17 protein-coding genes are annotated in these 17,211 nt (G+C 63.4%); 14 read left to right on the top strand and 3 right to left on the bottom strand.

Annotated elements, in window-relative coordinates:
* Positions 1–416 precede the first annotated feature (416 nt).
* From CAG46_RS24810 to CAG46_RS24800, 3 genes are read left to right on the top strand one after another with little or no spacing between them, the layout of a single operon-like run.
* A complete protein-coding gene (locus CAG46_RS24810; protein WP_013970746.1) occupies positions 417–1,076 on the top strand; it encodes a paraquat-inducible protein A in 660 nt (219 codons plus the stop codon).
* The gene (locus CAG46_RS24805; RefSeq protein ID WP_015268842.1) at positions 1,063–1,686 is read left to right on the top strand and encodes a paraquat-inducible protein A; all 624 of its coding nucleotides are present in this window, start codon (positions 1,063–1,065) and stop codon (positions 1,684–1,686) included. Before CAG46_RS24810 ends, CAG46_RS24805 begins: the two co-directional genes overlap by 14 nt.
* Positions 1,679–3,979, top strand: coding sequence for a PqiB family protein (locus CAG46_RS24800; RefSeq protein WP_013970748.1), 2,301 nt, complete (start codon positions 1,679–1,681; stop codon positions 3,977–3,979). The genes CAG46_RS24805 and CAG46_RS24800 overlap by 8 nt, the downstream gene beginning before the upstream one ends.
* 252 nt (positions 3,980–4,231) lie before the next feature.
* On the opposite strand, the gene rpsT is transcribed toward CAG46_RS24800, so the two are convergent.
* The gene (gene rpsT, locus CAG46_RS24795; protein ID WP_003247625.1) at positions 4,232–4,510 is read right to left on the bottom strand and encodes a 30S ribosomal protein S20; all 279 of its coding nucleotides are present in this window, start codon (positions 4,508–4,510) and stop codon (positions 4,232–4,234) included.
* A gap of 250 nt (positions 4,511–4,760) precedes the next feature.
* Between rpsT and murJ the strand changes: the two genes are divergently transcribed.
* The 6 genes from murJ to ispH all read left to right on the top strand — a co-directional run bounded on the left by murJ (position 4,761) and on the right by ispH (position 12,096).
* Positions 4,761–6,299 carry a murein biosynthesis integral membrane protein MurJ gene (gene murJ, locus CAG46_RS24790; RefSeq protein WP_085618722.1) on the top strand — a complete coding sequence of 513 codons (1,539 nt, stop codon included), beginning with the start codon at positions 4,761–4,763 and terminating at the stop codon, positions 6,297–6,299.
* A 118-nt stretch (positions 6,300–6,417) separates the two neighbouring features.
* Positions 6,418–7,368, top strand: coding sequence for a bifunctional riboflavin kinase/FAD synthetase (ribF, locus tag CAG46_RS24785; protein ID WP_025337594.1), 951 nt, complete (start codon positions 6,418–6,420; stop codon positions 7,366–7,368).
* Complete coding sequence (ileS, locus tag CAG46_RS24780) at positions 7,365–10,196, top strand: isoleucine--tRNA ligase (RefSeq protein WP_085618720.1); 2,832 nt, start codon at positions 7,365–7,367, stop codon at positions 10,194–10,196. The genes ribF and ileS overlap by 4 nt, the downstream gene beginning before the upstream one ends.
* Positions 10,189–10,704: a signal peptidase II gene (gene lspA, locus CAG46_RS24775; protein ID WP_025337596.1), complete on the top strand. Its 516-nt coding sequence runs from the start codon at positions 10,189–10,191 to the stop codon at positions 10,702–10,704. Before ileS ends, lspA begins: the two co-directional genes overlap by 8 nt.
* Positions 10,697–11,134: an FKBP-type peptidyl-prolyl cis-trans isomerase gene (fkpB, locus tag CAG46_RS24770; RefSeq protein WP_003258215.1), complete on the top strand. Its 438-nt coding sequence runs from the start codon at positions 10,697–10,699 to the stop codon at positions 11,132–11,134. The genes lspA and fkpB overlap by 8 nt, the downstream gene beginning before the upstream one ends.
* Positions 11,135–11,148: 14 nt before the next feature.
* Positions 11,149–12,096, top strand: coding sequence for a 4-hydroxy-3-methylbut-2-enyl diphosphate reductase (ispH, locus tag CAG46_RS24765; protein ID WP_025337597.1), 948 nt, complete (start codon positions 11,149–11,151; stop codon positions 12,094–12,096).
* Positions 12,097–12,252: 156 nt separating this feature from the next.
* On the opposite strand, the gene CAG46_RS24755 is transcribed toward ispH, so the two are convergent.
* On the bottom strand, positions 12,253–12,750 hold the full coding sequence (locus tag CAG46_RS24755) for a GspH/FimT family pseudopilin (RefSeq protein WP_085618716.1): 498 nt from the start codon (positions 12,748–12,750) through the stop codon (positions 12,253–12,255).
* A 109-nt stretch (positions 12,751–12,859) separates the two neighbouring features.
* Between CAG46_RS24755 and CAG46_RS24750 the strand changes: the two genes are divergently transcribed.
* The 5 genes from CAG46_RS24750 to thiO are packed head-to-tail and all read left to right on the top strand — an operon-like array spanning position 12,860 to position 15,687.
* The gene (locus tag CAG46_RS24750) at positions 12,860–13,042 is read left to right on the top strand and encodes a prepilin-type N-terminal cleavage/methylation domain-containing protein (RefSeq protein WP_085618714.1); all 183 of its coding nucleotides are present in this window, start codon (positions 12,860–12,862) and stop codon (positions 13,040–13,042) included.
* Positions 13,039–13,683, top strand: coding sequence for a PilW family protein (locus CAG46_RS24745; RefSeq protein ID WP_085618712.1), 645 nt, complete (start codon positions 13,039–13,041; stop codon positions 13,681–13,683). Before CAG46_RS24750 ends, CAG46_RS24745 begins: the two co-directional genes overlap by 4 nt.
* A complete protein-coding gene (locus CAG46_RS24740; RefSeq protein ID WP_085618710.1) occupies positions 13,680–14,144 on the top strand; it encodes a hypothetical protein in 465 nt (154 codons plus the stop codon). Before CAG46_RS24745 ends, CAG46_RS24740 begins: the two co-directional genes overlap by 4 nt.
* Before the next feature lies 1 nt (position 14,145).
* Positions 14,146–14,535, top strand: coding sequence for a type IV pilin protein (locus CAG46_RS24735; protein ID WP_085618708.1), 390 nt, complete (start codon positions 14,146–14,148; stop codon positions 14,533–14,535).
* A 54-nt stretch (positions 14,536–14,589) separates the two neighbouring features.
* Positions 14,590–15,687, top strand: coding sequence for a glycine oxidase ThiO (thiO, locus tag CAG46_RS24730; RefSeq protein ID WP_085618706.1), 1,098 nt, complete (start codon positions 14,590–14,592; stop codon positions 15,685–15,687).
* A 114-nt stretch (positions 15,688–15,801) separates the two neighbouring features.
* On the opposite strand, the gene CAG46_RS24725 is transcribed toward thiO, so the two are convergent.
* Positions 15,802–17,211 carry an amidase gene (locus CAG46_RS24725; protein WP_085618704.1) on the bottom strand — a complete coding sequence of 470 codons (1,410 nt, stop codon included), beginning with the start codon at positions 17,209–17,211 and terminating at the stop codon, positions 15,802–15,804.

Here is a 17,211-nt window from a genome sequence, read left to right as displayed (position 1 = left end):
AACTCAGCAGTGAAACGATGCATCGCCGATGGTAGTGTGGGGTTTCCCCATGTGAGAGTAGGTCATCGTCAAGATTCATTTCGCAAAACCCCTATCTGCGCATGCAGGTAGGGGTTTTGTCTTTCTGGCCCTAAAACCCCCAAGCCTCACCTAAATCCTCCGACCTTGTGCGAATCCCCCGGCCTTGTGCGATCCCTGTAGGAGCGGCCTTGTGTCGCGATCGGGCGCGCAGCGGCCGCAATCCAGGCGCCGCGGTTTACCTGTGAGACCCGGGATACAGGCTTTACGGCCGCTTCGCGCCCGATCGCGACACAAGGCCGCTCCTACAATGGTCGCGCAGGCCCGCTGTTATGTTGCCTCCCACAATTCGAGCCAGAACACTAGAATAGGCCCACGCACCTATTCAGAAGCGCTATATGCCCAATCCTGTCGAACCTGAAACCTTGGCCCAGTTGCCGCTGGACGAGCTTGTCGCCTGCCATGAATGCGACCTGCTGCTGCGCAAGCCCGTGCTCCAGCATGACGAGAAAGCCCAATGCCCGCGCTGCGGCTACGAGCTCTACGCCCATCGGCACAATGTGGTCAACCGCAGCCTGGCCCTGGTACTCACCGCCTTGCTGCTGTTTGTGCCTGCCAATTTCCTGCCGATCATGCAGCTGCACCTGCTTGGCCAGACATCGGACGATACCGTCTGGAGCGGCGTGCTGGGCCTGTACAACTCGGAAATGCGCGGCGTGGCCGTGGTGGTGTTCTTGTGCAGCATGGCCATCCCTCTGGCAAAACTGCTCTGTCAGCTGGTCGTGCTCCTGAGCATCCGCCTGAACGTGGGGCGTAGTTTCGGCCTGCTGTTCTACCGCATCTATCACCACTTGCGTGACTGGGGCATGCTCGAGGTCTATTTCATGGGCGTGCTGGTGGCCATCGTCAAGCTGGTGGACCTGGCCGAGCTGACCGTAGGCCTGGGGCTGTTCTGCTTCATCAGCCTGTTATTGATCCAGGTGTGGCTCGAAGTGGTGATGTCACCGCACCAGATCTGGAGTGCACTATCAGGGGAGGACCTGCATGCGGGCGATTGATGCAGGCATTCTTGTCTGCAATGAGTGTCACGAGCTGAACCGGCAACAGCCAGACAGCACTTCACAAACCTGTACACGCTGCGGTGCCATCGTGCATGCCCGTCGGCCGAACAGCATCGCGCGCACCTGGGCGCTGCTGATTGCCGCGTCGATCCTGTACATCCCCGCCAACATGCTGCCGATCATGACCGTGAGCACCCTGGGCCAAGGCAGCCCCGACACGATCATGTCCGGCGTCATCACCTTGCTCAAGCATGGCATGGTGCCCATTGCTGCCGTGGTGTTCATTGCCAGTATCCTGGTGCCCACATTCAAGCTGGTGGGCATCGGCTTGCTGTTGTACTCCGTTCAGCGTCGGCAGCCGCTTTCGGCGCGGCAACGGATATTGATGTACCGCTTCATCGAATTCATTGGGCGCTGGTCCATGCTCGATATCTTTGTCATCGCCATCCTGGTGGCGGTGGTGAATTTCGGCCGAATAGCCAGTGTCGAAGCCAACCTGGGCGCTGTCGCCTTTGCAACTGTGGTGATCCTGACAATGCTTGCCGCTTTAACTTTCGATCCCCGACTGATTTGGGATAACACGGAGTCGGATGACGACCATGAGTGACCTGCCAACGGCTAAAACCCGCCCAGCCTCGAACTGGTCGGCCATATGGATCCTGCCTTTGATCGCCTTGATGATCGGTGGCTGGCTTGCGTGGCAGGCTTACCGTGATGCCGGCGTGGAAATTGAGGTTCGCTTCGAGTCGGGCGAGGGTATCGTCGCCAACAAGACCGAGGTGATCTACAAGGGCATGCCGGTTGGCAAGGTCAAAAGCCTGGTGCTCGACGCCAAGGGTGAGAACCAAGGGGTGATCGCCACCATCGAGATGAACAAGGCTGCCGAGCCTCATCTGACCAAAGGTACGCGTTTCTGGCTGGTGAAGCCGAGCGTCAGCCTGGCGGGTATTTCCGGCCTTGAAACCCTGGTGTCAGGCAACTACATCGCCGTCAGCCCGGGGGAGGGGGAGCGCACCAAGCGTTTTACCGCCTTGAAGGTGGCGCCGCCGCTTTCGGACACCGAGCCGGGCCTGCACCTTACCCTCAAGGCCGAGCGGCTGGGGTCGCTCAACCGTGACAGCCCGGTGTTCTACAAGCAAATCCAGGTTGGCCGGGTCAAAAGCTATCGCCTGTCCGAGGACCAGAGCACCGTCGAGATCAAGGTCTTCATCGAGCCGGCCTATGCCAGCCTGGTGCGCAAGCACACGCGTTTCTGGAATGCCAGCGGCGTCAGCATCGATGCCTCGCTCTCGGGCGTGAAAGTGCGTAGCGAATCGCTGTCGAGCATTGTTGCCGGTGGTATCGCCTTTGCCACGCCGGAACACCGCAAGGACAGCCCTCCCACCGACTCGAACCTGCCGTTCCGTCTGTATGAGGACTTCGATGCGGCCCAGGCCGGCATCCGGGTAAAGGTGAAATTGAGCGATTACGAGGGCCTGCAGGCGGGCCGTACACCGGTCATGTACAAAGGCATCCAGGTGGGCTCGCTCAAAGCCCTGACAATGGCAGACAACCTGGCCAGTGCATCGGCCGAGCTTACGCTGGACCCGTTGGCCGAGGATTATCTGGTCGAGGGCACGCAGTTCTGGGTGGTCAAACCATCGATTTCCCTGGCGGGTATCACCGGCCTGGAAGCGCTGGTCAAGGGTAACTACATCGCCATTCGCCCTGGTGAGAAGGGTGCGCGGCCAGAGCGTGAGTTCGAAGCCCGCGCCAAGGCACCGCCGCTCGACCTCAAGGCACCAGGCCTGCACATGGTGCTGTTCGCCGACACCCTGGGTTCGCTGGAAGTCGGTAGCCCGGTCATGTACCGCCAGGTGAAGGTGGGTAGCGTGCAAAGCTACCAGTTCGCCCGCAACAGCAATCGCATCCTGATCGGTGTGCATATCGAGAAGGAATACGAAAAGCTGGTCAACGGTTCGTCGCGCTTCTGGAATGTCAGTGGCATCACCCTGACGGGCGGCCTGTCGGGCATCAAGATCAAGAGTGAATCACTGCAGACCCTGATGGCTGGTGGTATCGCGTTCGATACGCCACGGCCTGATGTGCCGCTCAAACGCCACATTCCACGCTTCCGCCTGCATGACAGCCAGGAGGCGGTCAACCGCGCGGGTACGTTGATCACCATTCGTGTGGACCGTGCCGACGGCCTCAAGCCTGGCACGGCGATACGCTTCCGCGGCCTGGATGTGGGTAGCGTCGAGAGCGTCGACCTGACCGATGACTTGCAGGCGGTGTTGCTGCGGGCGCGCATTACCGAAGCAGCGGACCGTATCGCCCGCGTCGGTACGCAGTTCTGGGTGGTCAAGCCGGCCTTTGGCCTGGTGCGCACGCAGAACCTCGACACCCTGGTGGGCGGGCAGTACCTGGAAGTGCAGCCGGCTGCCAAGGACCGTGGCCCACAGCGCGATTTCATCGCCTTGGCCGACGCCCCGCAGGTGGCAGGGCCTGAAGTCGGCCTGCCGTTGACGCTGAGCGCTCCGCGCCGTGGCTCGATCAAGCCGGGTGTGCCGGTGACCTACCGTGAGGTTGCGGTGGGCAAGGTGACGGGCTTCGAGTTGGGCCAGAGCGCTGACCGCGTGTTGATCCATATCCTGATCGAACCGCGCTATGCGGCCCTGGTGCGCAGCGGTAGCCGCTTCTGGAACAGCAGCGGCTTCGGTTTCGACTGGGGGCTGGTCAAGGGGGTTACGGTGCGTACCGAGTCGGTGGAGACCATGATCGACGGCGGTATCGCCTTTGCCACGCCGGATGGCGAGCAGATGGGCAACCCGGCACGGCCGCAGCAGACGTTCGCCTTGTTCGACAAGGCCGAGGATGAATGGCTGCAGTGGGCGCCGAAGATTCAGATAGCGAAGTAGCACTGGCCAAACACGGCCCTGCTTTTTGTAGGAGCGGCCTTGTGTCGCGATCGGGCTGCGCAGCAGCCCCTCGGTTTCAGCGTCGATGCTGATATTGCTGGGGCTGCTGCGCAGCCCGATCGCGACACAAGGCCGCTCCTACAAAAGCGGATCGGCGATGTTGCATAGGTCGCAGCAGCGAGGCGGCGATGTGCACAAATCGCAGGCAACAAAAAACCGACCCTAGGGTCGGTTTTTCGACTAGCACGTCGCTTAGGCAGCTGCAGCTTCTTTCAGCGCCTTGATGTGGCCATTCAGACGGCCTTTGTGACGAGCAGCCTTGTTCTTGTGGATGATGCCCTTGTCGGCCATACGGTCGATTACAGGCACAGCCAGAACGTAAGCGGCTTGCGCTTTTTCGGCGTCTTTTGCGTCGATGGCCTTGACTACATTCTTGATGTAGGTGCGGACCATGGAACGCAGGCTGGCGTTGTGGCTGCGACGCTTCTCAGCCTGTTTTGCACGTTTCTTGGCGGAAGGTGTGTTGGCCACCGTCGAGCTCCTCGAAAGACTTTAGGTAAATAGCAAACAAAATAGGCCGCGAATCATGCCGATCAGTCGAACGGATGTCAAGGCCACCTGCAAGGTTCCGCCGAGCGGTGCGCCAACAAGAGGGAAATATTCCTTTCTGCTGCGCGACCTGTAAACTCGGGAATTTTTGGCTCCCCTGCGAAGGCGCGGGAGTATCGCACATTCGGACGCTGTCTGGCAGCGTCCTCTGCCCTTGGCGTGAATCTTTTCGATGAACCTGCTCAAATCCCTGGCTGCGGTAAGCTCGATCACCATGATTTCGCGGGTGCTGGGCTTTGTCCGCGACACCATCCTGGCGCGTGTTTTCGGTGCCGGCATCGCCACCGATGCCTTCTTCATCGCCTTCAAGCTGCCCAACCTGCTGCGGCGCATCTTCGCCGAGGGTGCGTTTTCCCAGGCCTTCGTGCCGATCCTGGCCGAATACAAGACCCAGCAAGGCGAGGAGGCGACCCGCACCTTCGTTGCCTATGTCAGTGGCCTGCTGACTCTGGTTCTGGCGTTGGTGACCGCCATTGGCATCCTGGCGGCACCGTGGGTGGTGTGGGCGACCGCACCAGGCTTTGTCGACAGTGCCGAAAAATACGAGCTGACCACCGCCCTTTTGCGGGTGACTTTTCCTTATATATTGCTGATCTCGCTGTCGTCCCTGGCCGGGGCGATCCTCAATACCTGGAACCGTTTCTCGGTACCGGCCTTTACCCCGACCCTGCTGAACGTGGCGATGATCGCCTTCGCCGTGCTGCTCACGCCGTATTTCGAGCCGCCGATCATGGCTCTGGCCTGGGGCGTTCTGGCGGGCGGCCTGGCGCAGTTGCTGTACCAGCTGCCAGCGCTGAAGAAGATCGGCATGCTCGTGCTGCCACGCCTGAACCTGCGTGATGCCGGCGTGTGGCGGGTGCTCAAGCAGATGCTGCCGGCGATCCTCGGGGTGTCGGTGAGCCAGATCTCGCTGATCATCAACACCATCTTCGCCTCCTTCCTGGTGGCCGGTTCGGTGTCGTGGATGTATTACGCCGACCGCCTCATGGAGCTGCCTTCCGGCGTGCTGGGCGTGGCCCTCGGCACCATATTGCTGCCGACGCTGGCCAAGACCTACGCCAACAAGGACCGCGAGGAATACTCGCGGATCCTCGACTGGGGCCTGCGCCTGTGCTTCCTGCTGGTGCTGCCATGCACCCTGGCCCTGGCCATCCTCGCCGAGCCACTGACCGTGGCGCTGTTCCAGTACGGCAAGTTCACTGCCGTCGACGCAGCCATGACCCAGAAGGCGCTGATCGCCTATTCCGTGGGCTTGCTGGCGATCATTCTGGTCAAGGTACTGGCACCCGGCTTCTATGCGCAGCAGAATATCCGTACACCGGTGAAGATCGCGGTATTCACCCTGGTCTGCACCCAACTGTTCAACCTGGCCCTGATCGGCCCGCTCGCGCATGCCGGCCTGGCCCTGGCGATCAGCCTGGGGGCCTGCCTGAACGCCGGCCTGCTGTTCTGGAAGCTGCGCAGCCAACAGCTGTTCCAGCCGCAGCCAGGCTGGGCGATGTTCCTGCTCAAGCTGGTGCTGGCAGTGGGGCTGATGTCGGCGGTGTTGCTGGCCGGCATGCATTACCTGCCGGCCTGGGAGCAGGGCAGCATGCTCGAGCGCCTGGTGCGCCTGGGGGCTCTGGTACTGGCGGGCATCGTGACCTATTTCGGCTGCCTGTACCTGTGCGGCTTCCGGCCTCGGCATTTCGCCCGCAAGGCCTTGCACTAAGGCATCGGGCGGGTCAGGCGTCGGTTTTTCGCATTCCACGCCGCCCTTGGGCGCTGCTGCCTGTCACCGGCGCCCGGGTGTGGTTATAATCGGCCACTTTATGAGCAAGAAGCGCGTTATGCAGCTGGTTCGAGGTCTTCACAACCTGCGCCCCGAGCACCGGGGCTGTGTCGCCACCATAGGCAACTTCGACGGGGTTCACCGCGGCCACCAGGCGATCCTGGCGCGCCTGCGCGAGCGCGGCCAGGCCTTGGGCCTGCCGACCTGCGTGGTGATCTTCGAACCGCAACCACGCGAGTACTTCGCCCCCGACACCGCGCCGGCCCGCCTGGCCCGCCTGCGTGACAAGATCGAGCTGCTGGCGGCCGAGGGTATCGACCGGGTGTTGTGCCTGGCATTCAACCAGCGCCTGAGCAAGCTCAGTGCCGATGCCTTCGTCAAGGCCATCCTGGTAGACGGCCTGGGTGTACGCCACCTCGAAGTGGGCGATGACTTCCGCTTCGGCTGCGACCGCGCTGGCGACTTCGCCTTCCTGGTCGAGGCCGGCAAGCAGTACGGCTTCACCGTCGAGGCTGCCAACACGGTGATCCAGGACGGCCTGCGGGTCAGCAGCACCGAAGTGCGCAAGGCCCTGTCCGAAGGCAACTTCGAGCTGGCCGAGCACCTGTTGGGCCGCCCGTACCGCATCAGCGGCCGCGTGTTGCATGGCCAGAAGCTGGCCCGCCAGCTCGGCACACCTACCGCCAACATCCAGCTCAAGCGCCGCCGCGTGCCGCTGTCCGGGGTCTACCTGGCCAGCATCGAAATCGACGGCAAGGCCTGGCCGGGTGTCGGCAATATCGGCGTGCGCCCCACCGTTGCCGGTGACGGGCGCCCGCACCTGGAGATTCATCTGCTGGACTATGCCGGCGACCTTTACGGCCGGCGCCTGACGGTGGAGTTCCACCACAAGCTGCGTGAAGAGCAGCGATTCGCCTCCCTGGAGGCGCTGAAGTCGGCGATCGATGCGGATATCGCCGCCGCACGTGCACATTGGCACGCTCAACCGTTAACGAAGAGCCTGAAATGACCGACTACAAAGCCACGCTTAACCTTCCGGACACCGCCTTCCCCATGAAGGCCGGCCTGCCTCAGCGCGAACCGCAGATCCTGCAGCGCTGGGACAGCATTGGCCTGTACCAGAAGCTGCGCGAAATTGGCAAGGATCGTCCCAAGTTCGTCCTGCACGACGGCCCGCCCTATGCCAACGGCAAGATTCACATCGGTCATGCGCTGAACAAGATCCTCAAGGACATGATCGTCCGTTCCAAGACCCTGGCCGGCTTCGATGCGCCGTATGTGCCGGGCTGGGACTGCCATGGCCTGCCGATCGAGCACAAGGTCGAGGTCACCCACGGCAAGCACCTGTCCGCCGACCGCACCCGCGAGCTGTGCCGCGAGTACGCCGCCGAGCAGATCGAAGGGCAGAAGACCGAGTTCATCCGCCTGGGCGTGCTGGGTGACTGGGACAACCCGTACAAGACCATGAACTTTGCCAACGAGGCCGGCGAAATCCGTGCCCTGGCCGAGATGGTCAAGCAAGGCTTCGTGTTCAAGGGCCTGAAGCCGGTGAACTGGTGCTTCGATTGCGGTTCGGCCCTGGCCGAGGCCGAAGTCGAGTACGCCGACAAGAAATCGCAGACCATCGACGTTGCCTTCCCGGTTGCCGACGAGGCCAAGCTGGCTGCCGCCTTCGGCCTGGCTTCGCTGGCCAAGCCGGCCGCCATCGTGATCTGGACCACCACCCCGTGGACCATCCCGGCCAACCAGGCGCTGAACATCCACCCGGAGTTCAAGTACGCCCTGGTCGACACCGGCGAGCGCCTGCTGGTACTGGCCGAAGAGCTGGTGGAGTCGTGCCTCAAGCGCTACAGCCTGGAAGGCTCGGTCATCGCCACCGCCCAGGGTTCGGCGCTGGAACTGATCAACTTCCGCCACCCGTTCTACGACCGCCTGTCGCCAGTCTACCTGGCCGACTACGTCGAACTGGGCGCCGGTACCGGCGTGGTGCACTCCTCGCCAGCCTACGGTGAAGACGACTTCGTCACCTGCAAGCGTTACGGCATGGTCAACGACGACATCCTCACCCCGGTGCAGAGCAACGGCGTGTACGTCGACTCGCTGCCATTCTTCGGCGGCCAGTTCATCTGGAAGGCCAACCCGGCCATCGTCGAGAAGCTGAGCGAAGTCGGTGCGCTGATGCACACCGAAACCATCAGCCACAGCTACATGCACTGCTGGCGCCACAAGACCCCGCTGATCTACCGCGCCACCGCGCAGTGGTTCGTGGGTATGGACAAGCAGCCGACCACCGGCGAGCCGCTGCGCGAGCGTGCACTGAAAGCCATCGAGGACACCAAGTTCGTGCCGGCCTGGGGCCAGGCGCGCCTGCATTCGATGATCGCCAACCGCCCGGACTGGTGCATCTCGCGTCAGCGCAACTGGGGCGTACCGATCCCGTTCTTCCTGCACAAGCAGACCGGCGAGCTGCACCCACGCACCGTCGAGCTGATGGAAGCAGTGGCCAAGCGCGTCGAACTGGAAGGCATCGAGGCCTGGTTCAAGCTGGACGCCGCCGAACTGCTGGGCGCTGAAGCCGAGCAGTACGACAAGATCACCGACACCCTCGACGTGTGGTTCGACTCGGGTACCACCCACTGGCACGTGCTGCGTGGCTCGCATGACATCGGCCACGCCACCGGCCCGCGTGCCGACCTGTACCTGGAAGGTTCCGACCAGCACCGCGGCTGGTTCCACTCGTCGTTGCTGACCGGTTGCGCCATTGACGGCCACGCGCCGTACCGCGAGCTGCTGACCCACGGCTTCACCGTGGACGAGAACGGCCGCAAGATGTCCAAGTCGCTGGGCAACACCATCGAGCCGGAGAAGGTCAACAACACCCTGGGTGCCGATATCCTGCGCCTGTGGGTTGCCGCTACCGACTATTCCGGTGAAATGGCCGTTTCCGAGCAGATTCTGCAGCGCAGCGCCGACGCCTACCGCCGTATCCGCAACACTGCACGCTTCCTGCTCTCCAACCTGTCCGGCTTCGACCCGGCCCGCGACCTGCTGGCCCCGGAAGACATGCTGGCGCTGGACCGCTGGGCCGTAGACCGCACCCTGCTGCTGCAACGCGAGCTGGAAGAGCACTACAGCGAGTACCGTTTCTGGAACGTCTACTCCAAGGTGCACAACTTCTGCGTGCAGGAGCTGGGCGGCTTCTACCTCGACATCATCAAGGACCGCCAGTACACCACCGGCGCCAACAGTGTCGCCCGCCGTTCCTGCCAGACCGCGCTGTACCACATCAGCGAGGCGCTGGTGCGCTGGATCGCGCCGATCCTGGCGTTCACCGCCGACGAAATCTGGCAGTACCTGCCAGGCGAGCGCAACGAGTCGGTAATGCTCAACGGCTGGTACCAAGGCCTGAGCGAACTGCCGGAAGGCACCGAACTGGACCGCGCCTACTGGGACCGCGTGATGGCCGTCAAGGCATCGGTCAACAAGGAGCTGGAAAACCAGCGTACCGCCAAGGTCATCGGCGGCAACCTGCAGGCTGAAGTCACCCTGTACGCCGACGAAGGCCTGAGCGCCGACCTGGGCAAGCTGGGCGACGAACTGCGCTTCGTGCTGATCACCTCGGCTGCCAGCGTGGTGCCGTTCGTGCAGGCGCCAGCCGAAGCCGTGGCCACCGAAGTCGAAGGCCTCAAGCTGCAAGTGGTCAAGTCCGGCCACGCCAAGTGCGGCCGTTGCTGGCACTTCCGCGCTGACGTCGGCAGCCACCCGGAGCACCCGGAAATCTGCGGCCGTTGCGTCGACAACCTGAGCGGTTCCGGCGAGGTGCGCCACTATGCCTAACCCTGCAGCGGGGCGCTTCGGGCGCCTTGCATGGCTTTGGCTGAGCCTGGTGGTACTGGTCCTCGACCAGGCCACCAAGCTGTATTTCAACAATGCCCTGACCATGTACCAGCAGGTTGTCGTCATCCCTGACTACTTCAGCTGGACCCTGGCCTACAACACTGGCGCGGCTTTCAGCTTCCTGGCGGAAAGCTCCGGCTGGCAGCGCTGGCTGTTCGCCCTGATCGCCGTGGTGGTCAGTGCCGTGCTGGTGGTGTGGCTCAAGCGCCTGGGGCGCAACGAGACCTGGCTGGCCGTGGCGCTGGCGCTGGTGCTGGGTGGCGCGATCGGCAACCTGTACGACCGCGTCGTGCTCGGCCATGTGGTCGACTTCATCCTGGTGCACTGGCAGAACCGCCATTACTTCCCGGCCTTCAACCTGGCCGACAGCGCCATTACCGTTGGTGCGGTGATGCTGGCGCTGGATATGTTCAAGAGCAAGAAGTCCGAGGATCCGGTCCATGACTGACACCCGTATCGGCCAGAACACCGAAGTCACCCTGCACTTCGCGCTGCACCTGGAAAACGGCGACACCGTCGACAGCACGTTCGACAAGGCCCCGGCCACCTTCAAGGTTGGCGATGGCAACCTGCTGCCAGGTTTCGAGAACGCGCTGTTCGGCTTCAAGGGCGGTGACAAGCGTACCGTCGTGGTGGCCCCGGAGAACGCCTTCGGCCAGCCCAACCCGCAGAACGTGCAAGTCATGCCGCGGTCCCAGTTCGAGGGCATGGAGTTGTCCGAAGGGCTGTTGATCATCTTCAACGACGCCGCCAACACCGAGCTGCCGGGTGTGGTCAAAGCGTTCGATGACGACCAGGTGACCATCGACTTCAATCACCCATTGGCTGGCAAGACCCTGACCTTCGAGGTGGAGATCCTCGAGGTGAAGGCCCTGTAAGCCTGGAGCCGAGCATGCAAATCAAACTCGCCAACCCTCGCGGCTTCTGCGCGGGGGTCGACCGGGCGATCGAGATCGTCAACCGCGCGCTGGAAGTCTTCGGCCCGCCGATCTATGTGCGTCACGAAGTGGTGCACAACAAGTTCGTGGTGGAAGACCTGCGCAACCGCGGCGCCATCTTCGTCGAAGAGCTGGACCAGGTACCGGACGATGTCATCGTCATCTTCAGTGCCCACGGTGTATCCCAGGCCGTGCGCCAGGAAGCCGCTGGCCGTGGCCTGAAAGTGTTCGATGCCACCTGCCCGCTGGTGACCAAGGTGCACATCGAAGTGGCCAAGTACAGCCGCGACGGACGTGAGTGCATCCTCATCGGCCACGAAGGGCACCCGGAAGTCGAAGGCACCATGGGCCAGTACGACGCCAGCAACGGTGGCGCCATCTACCTCGTCGAAGACGAGGAGGATGTTGCCAACCTGCAGGTGAAGGACCCGGACCACCTGGCGTTCGTCACCCAGACCACGCTGTCGATGGACGACACCAGCCGCGTCATCGACGCCCTGCGTGCGCGCTTCCCGAACATTGGCGGCCCGCGCAAGGACGACATCTGCTACGCCACCCAGAACCGCCAGGACGCGGTCAAGCAACTGGCGGACGAGTGCGACGTGGTACTGGTGGTCGGCAGCCCGAACAGCTCCAACTCCAACCGCCTGCGCGAGCTGGCCGAGCGCATGGGCACCCCGGCCTACCTGATCGACGGTGCCGAGGACCTGCAGCGTGGCTGGTTCGAGCAGACGGCGCGGGTCGGCATCACCGCCGGTGCTTCGGCCCCCGAAGTACTGGTGCGTGGTGTGATCGAGCAGCTCAAGGCCTGGGGCGCCAGCGGTGCTGAAGAGCTGGATGGGCGGGAAGAGAACATCACCTTCTCCATGCCCAAGGAGTTGCGGGTTCGGTCGCTGATCTGAAACGGCACCCACCTGGTGCTGTTTTATGTGGGAGCGGCCTTGTGTCGCGAAAGGGCCGCAAAGCGGCCCCGGCAATATCAGCGCCAACGCTGAAATCCTGGGGCTGCTTTGCAGCCCTTTCGCGACACAAGGCCGCTCCCACAACGACCACGTATGCTAACTGGAGGTGTCTTTGCATCGGGATTTTTTTGGCTCTCCCATCTCTACCCTGACCCTGCCAGTCGATGCCATCACCACTTGATACTGGCTAGTTGCGGTCAAGCGCTCGCAAATCTCCATCGTTGAACTTAACCAATTACTGGTTGCCCCAAGCGGAACCCCTTGCGCACTGAATTTCAGCTGCTCACCGCGATTGCTCGTGATCTTCAGTGGCCGCGAAAGACGCTGCTCACGCAGCACCTGCTGGTTATGCTCCAGCATCACCCGCCAACCATTCCCCCAGTTACCGTCCAACGCCTGCACCAGCACCGGCTGGTTTTGCAACATGGCATGGCTGCGCGCACTGCGCAGCGCCTGCGCCAGGTCTCGCGCAGCTGCCGCCCTGTGTAGGTCGTCGCTCAATCTGGCGTAGGCCGGCATGCCGAGCTGTGTCAGCAATACGGCCACCGCCAGGGCCGACAACATTTGTATCAGTGTTACACCTCGTTGCTTCACCGTGCATTCCTCCCTGGAAGTGCTTGGCTGTAGCTTCACGGTCGTTGGACCGGCGGTCCAGTCGCCCGGGTTCAATGCATTTGCAGGAAAAGTCGCAGGAGGTGCAGGGATGCGCGCAAGACAACGGGGCATGACGCTTCTGGAAGTGTTGTTGGCGGTGGGTGTGGTGGCCGTGGGTATGTTCGCAGCGGCAGGCCTGCAACTGCAGGCATTGCAGGCTGCGGAGGATGCGCGTCGCGATGGGAAGGCGGCAATGGCGGCGCACAGCGAGCATGAAAGGGGGCGGCCATGAGCCGCGCCCAGCGTGGTTTCGGCTTGCTTGAGCTGATGCTGGCGCTGACCATCGGGTTGCTGCTGTTGGCGGCGGCCAGCCAGCTATTCGCCTCGGCCCACCATACCTGGCGGCTGCAAAGCGCGGCAGTACGCATGCAGGATGAGGCTCGCCTGGCATTGCTGCGAATGGCCCAGGATATCCGCATGACCGGGATGTTCGGCTGCTTGCGACTGCAGCCAAAGCACTTTGGCAGTTCGAGCGCAGAGCACGCATTCGCCCGGCCGATGGAAGTCGAAGCATCCACCCTTAGCCTGGTCGTGGCGGAGTTACCTGGGCAAGCCGGTGGGCCGCAGTGGTTCCTGCACACGGACTGCACTAGCAAAGTGTCTGTGGACGATGAGTTGAAGGAGGGCTACCCACAGGTTCACCCCATCAGCAGATATGTCTACCAACTCGAGGGCAATACGCTGAGATTCAAACGCAACAACAGCAATTTCCAGCCGCTGGTTGAAAATGTGCGGTCAATGCGTTTGCAGCGTGTGCAAATGGCACAGGGTGAGGGGGTGGATATTGCCCTGACGCTTTACGAACCCACGCTCGAACTTGAACAGCACCATGAACTGAGCGTCGCAATCCGCAACCCGGTGCCGGCCTCATGAGTCGTCAGCGTGGTATCGTCCTGTTGTTGGCCTTGGTCCTGAGCATGCTGCTGGGGCTGCTTGCGGCGTCGGCCCTGCGAGATGCGCTGGCGCAAACGCAGATGACCGGCTATCTGAGCGAAGGCCTGCTGGCGCTGGAGCAGGCCGAGGCCACGCTGCTGGCAGGGGCAGGCGAGCTCGAGCGGGCTCCCCCCGACCCTTGCGAGGCGTGCCCGCCACCCGCTCGACCGCATGACCTGAGCGGGCAGTGGCAGCGCACGCCAACCGGCTATTTCCATTTGCAGAATCTGGGTACCAGCGAACACGCGGCGCATATGCCGGAAGGGCAGCAGGTCACCCTGTACCGCGTCACCGCCGTCAGCCTGCAAACCCAGTCACGGCATGTGCTGGAAGCGGTCTACGCCATGGCCGGCGACACAACCCGGCGCATTGCCTGGCGGCAGAGATTGCGAGGAGACTGACATGCAGCAAGGCCTGAGCCTGATCGAGATGTTGATTGTGCTGGCCGTGACCGGCATTCTGGCAGCCATTGCCTACCCCAGTTACAGCGACCAGCTACGGCGAGCCGCGCGCAGCGAAGTGGTTGGCCTGCTGCATGATGCCGCCCTGCGCCTGGAGCGCCACCGCGTACGCACTGGCCAATACGCCGAGGGCGACCCGGCCTTGCCCGACGGTACCCGCTATTACAGCCTGCAGGCCCAGCGCGACAGCGACACCTTCACGCTGCGCGCCCGGCGGCTGCCGAGTGGGCTGATGGCGCAGGACCGCTGTGGCGATTTCCAGCTCGACCAGGCCGGCGTGCAGCGCAATCCGGGTGCCGTCGAAGACAGCGTGCACTGCTGGGGAAGCTGAAGGTTGAATGATGCCCGGTGCATCGCGGATTTACTTCAGGTGTTGGATCGACAGATGAGCAAGCAAGTAGTGGTGGTCGGTGGCGGGGTGATCGGCCTGCTGACGGCATTCAACCTGGCGGCGAAGGTCGGGCAGGTGGTGGTGTGTGATCAGGGGGAGGTCGGCCGTGAGTCGTCCTGGGCCGGCGGTGGCATCGTCTCGCCGCTGTACCCGTGGCGCTACAGCCCGGCCGTGACCGCCTTGGCACACTGGTCGCAAGACTTTTATCCACAGCTGGGCGAGCGTTTGTTCGCCAGCACCGGCGTCGACCCCGAAGTGCACACCACCGGCCTGTACTGGCTTGACCTGGACGACGAGGCCGAAGCGCTGGCCTGGGCCGAGCGTGAGCAGCGGCCGCTGAGTGCCGTGGATATTTCGGCGGCCTATGACGCGGTGCCGGTGTTGGGCCCAGGCTTCAAGCGTGCCATCTACATGGCCGGCGTGGCCAACGTGCGCAACCCGCGCCTGGTGAAGTCGCTCAAGGCGGCGTTGCTGGCGTTGCCCAACGTGACCTTGCGTGAGCACTGCCAGATTACCGGTTTTATCCAGCAAGGCGGTCGCGTGACCGGTGTGCAGACGGCAGAAGGCGTGCTGGCGGCGGATGAGGTGGTGCTCAGTGCCGGCGCCTGGAGTGGCGACCTGCTGCGTACGCTCGGCCTGGAGTTGCCGGTGGAGCCGGTGAAGGGCCAGATGATTCTGTTCAAATGTGCCGAAGACTTCCTGCCGAGCATGGTGTTGGCCAAGGGGCGCTATGCGATCCCTCGGCGTGATGGGCATATTCTGGTGGGTAGCACGCTGGAGCATGCCGGGTACGACAAGACCCCGACCGAGGAGGCGTTGGAGAGCCTGAAGGCCTCGGCGGTGGAGTTGCTGCCTGAGCTAGAGGGGGCCACGGTGGTGGCGCACTGGGCCGGGCTGCGGCCGGGGTCGCCGGAAGGTATTCCGTATATCGGGCCGGTGCCGGGGCATGCGGGGTTGTGGTTGAACTGCGGGCATTACCGCAACGGGCTGGTGCTGGCGCCGGCTTCGTGCCAGCTGTTTACCGACCTGTTGACTGGGGCAGAGCCGATCATTGACCCGGAGCCGTATGCGCCAGCCGGGCGGTTGAGCTGAGGGCCTCTTCGCGGGTAAACCCGCTCCCACAGGTACATCACAGGTTTCGAAAACCGTGCGATCCCTGTGGGAGCGGGTTTACCCGCGAAAGGGCCGGAGAGGCCAGTAGACATTTCAGCCGGTAATCGGTGCCTGCAAGTGCCGGCTAGGGTAATGCTGCTCATAGACCTTGCACACCCGCAGCACCTGCTCATCGGCAAAGCGCCCGGCCACCACCTGCAGCCCCACCGGCAACCCCTCGCGGGTGAACCCGCACGGCACCGAAGCCGCCGGCTGCTGGGTCAGGTTGAAGGGATAGCTGAACGGCGTCCATTCCATCCACTGCGTCATCCCCGACCCCGGCGGCACATTGTGCCCGGCCTCGAATGCCACCAGCGGTAGCATCGGCGATACCAGCACGTCATGGCGCTGGTGGAAGGCATTCATCTTCGCGATCAACTCTGCCCGTGCCTCCAGGGCCTGGGTATATTCGCCCAGACTGATTCGCGCTCCCTGTTCGGCGATCCAGCGCAGCCCTGGGTCAAGCAGCGCTCGCTGTTCATCGCTGAACGCACTGGCCAACCGCGCCGCCCCGGCAAACCACAGGGTATTGAACGTCTCCAGCGGGTCGCCGAACCCCGGGTCGACTTCCTCAACCTGTGCGCCCAGCCGTGCCAGGCGCTGCACGGCCTGGGCCACCAGTGCCTGGATCTGCGGGTCGACCTGCACGTAACCGAAGTTGGCACTGTAGCCGATGCGCAGGCCGCTCAGGTCCTGCTCCTGGCCCAGCCACGGCGCCTGCCTGGGTGCGCCGGCCAACCCGTCACGGGCATCGGGGCGGGCGACGCAGTCGAGCATCAGTACCGAATCGTCGACGGTGCGCGTCATCGGTCCCAGGTGCGACAGCACGGTCATGGCACTGGCCGGCCATTGCGGTACGTAGCCGAAGGTCGGCTTGATGCCGAAGGTGCCGGTAAAGGCGCAAGGGATGCGAATAGAGCCGCCGGCATCGCTGCCCTGGTGCAGCACGCCCAGGTTCAGCGCGGCTGCCGCCGCGGCGCCACCGGACGAGCCGCCGGCGGTCAGCCGGGTATCCCAGGGGTTGCGGGTGATGCCGTACAGCGGGTTGTCGGTCACTCCCTTCCAACCGAACTCCGGCGTGGTGGTCTTGCCCACCAACACAGCGCCGGCTTCGCGCATGAAGGCCGTGAAGGGCGCATCGACTTCCCACGGGCCTGCGCCCGAGGTAGTGCGCGAGCCCTTGCGTGTGGGCATGCCCCGGGTCAGGGTCAGGTCCTTGATCGAGGCGGGTACGCCATCCAGCCGGCCGCAGGGCTCGCCTCGCTGCCAGCGCTGTTCGCTGGCGCGGGCGGCGGCGCGGGCACCTTCGCCGTCGACATGGCAATAGGCGTTGACCGCCGGGTTGTGCAGGTCGATGCGCGCCAGCACATCGTCGATCACCTCGACCGGTGACAGTTGGCGGCGCTGGTACAACTCGAGCAGTTCGACGGCGGTGAACTCGCCAATCGCGGTTTTCTGGGTCAT

Source organism: Pseudomonas sp. B23(2017), assembly GCF_002113725.1.
Classification (GTDB): Bacteria; Pseudomonadota; Gammaproteobacteria; order Pseudomonadales; family Pseudomonadaceae; genus Aquipseudomonas; species Aquipseudomonas putida_Z.
This window is presented reverse-complemented; position numbering and strand designations above follow the sequence as displayed.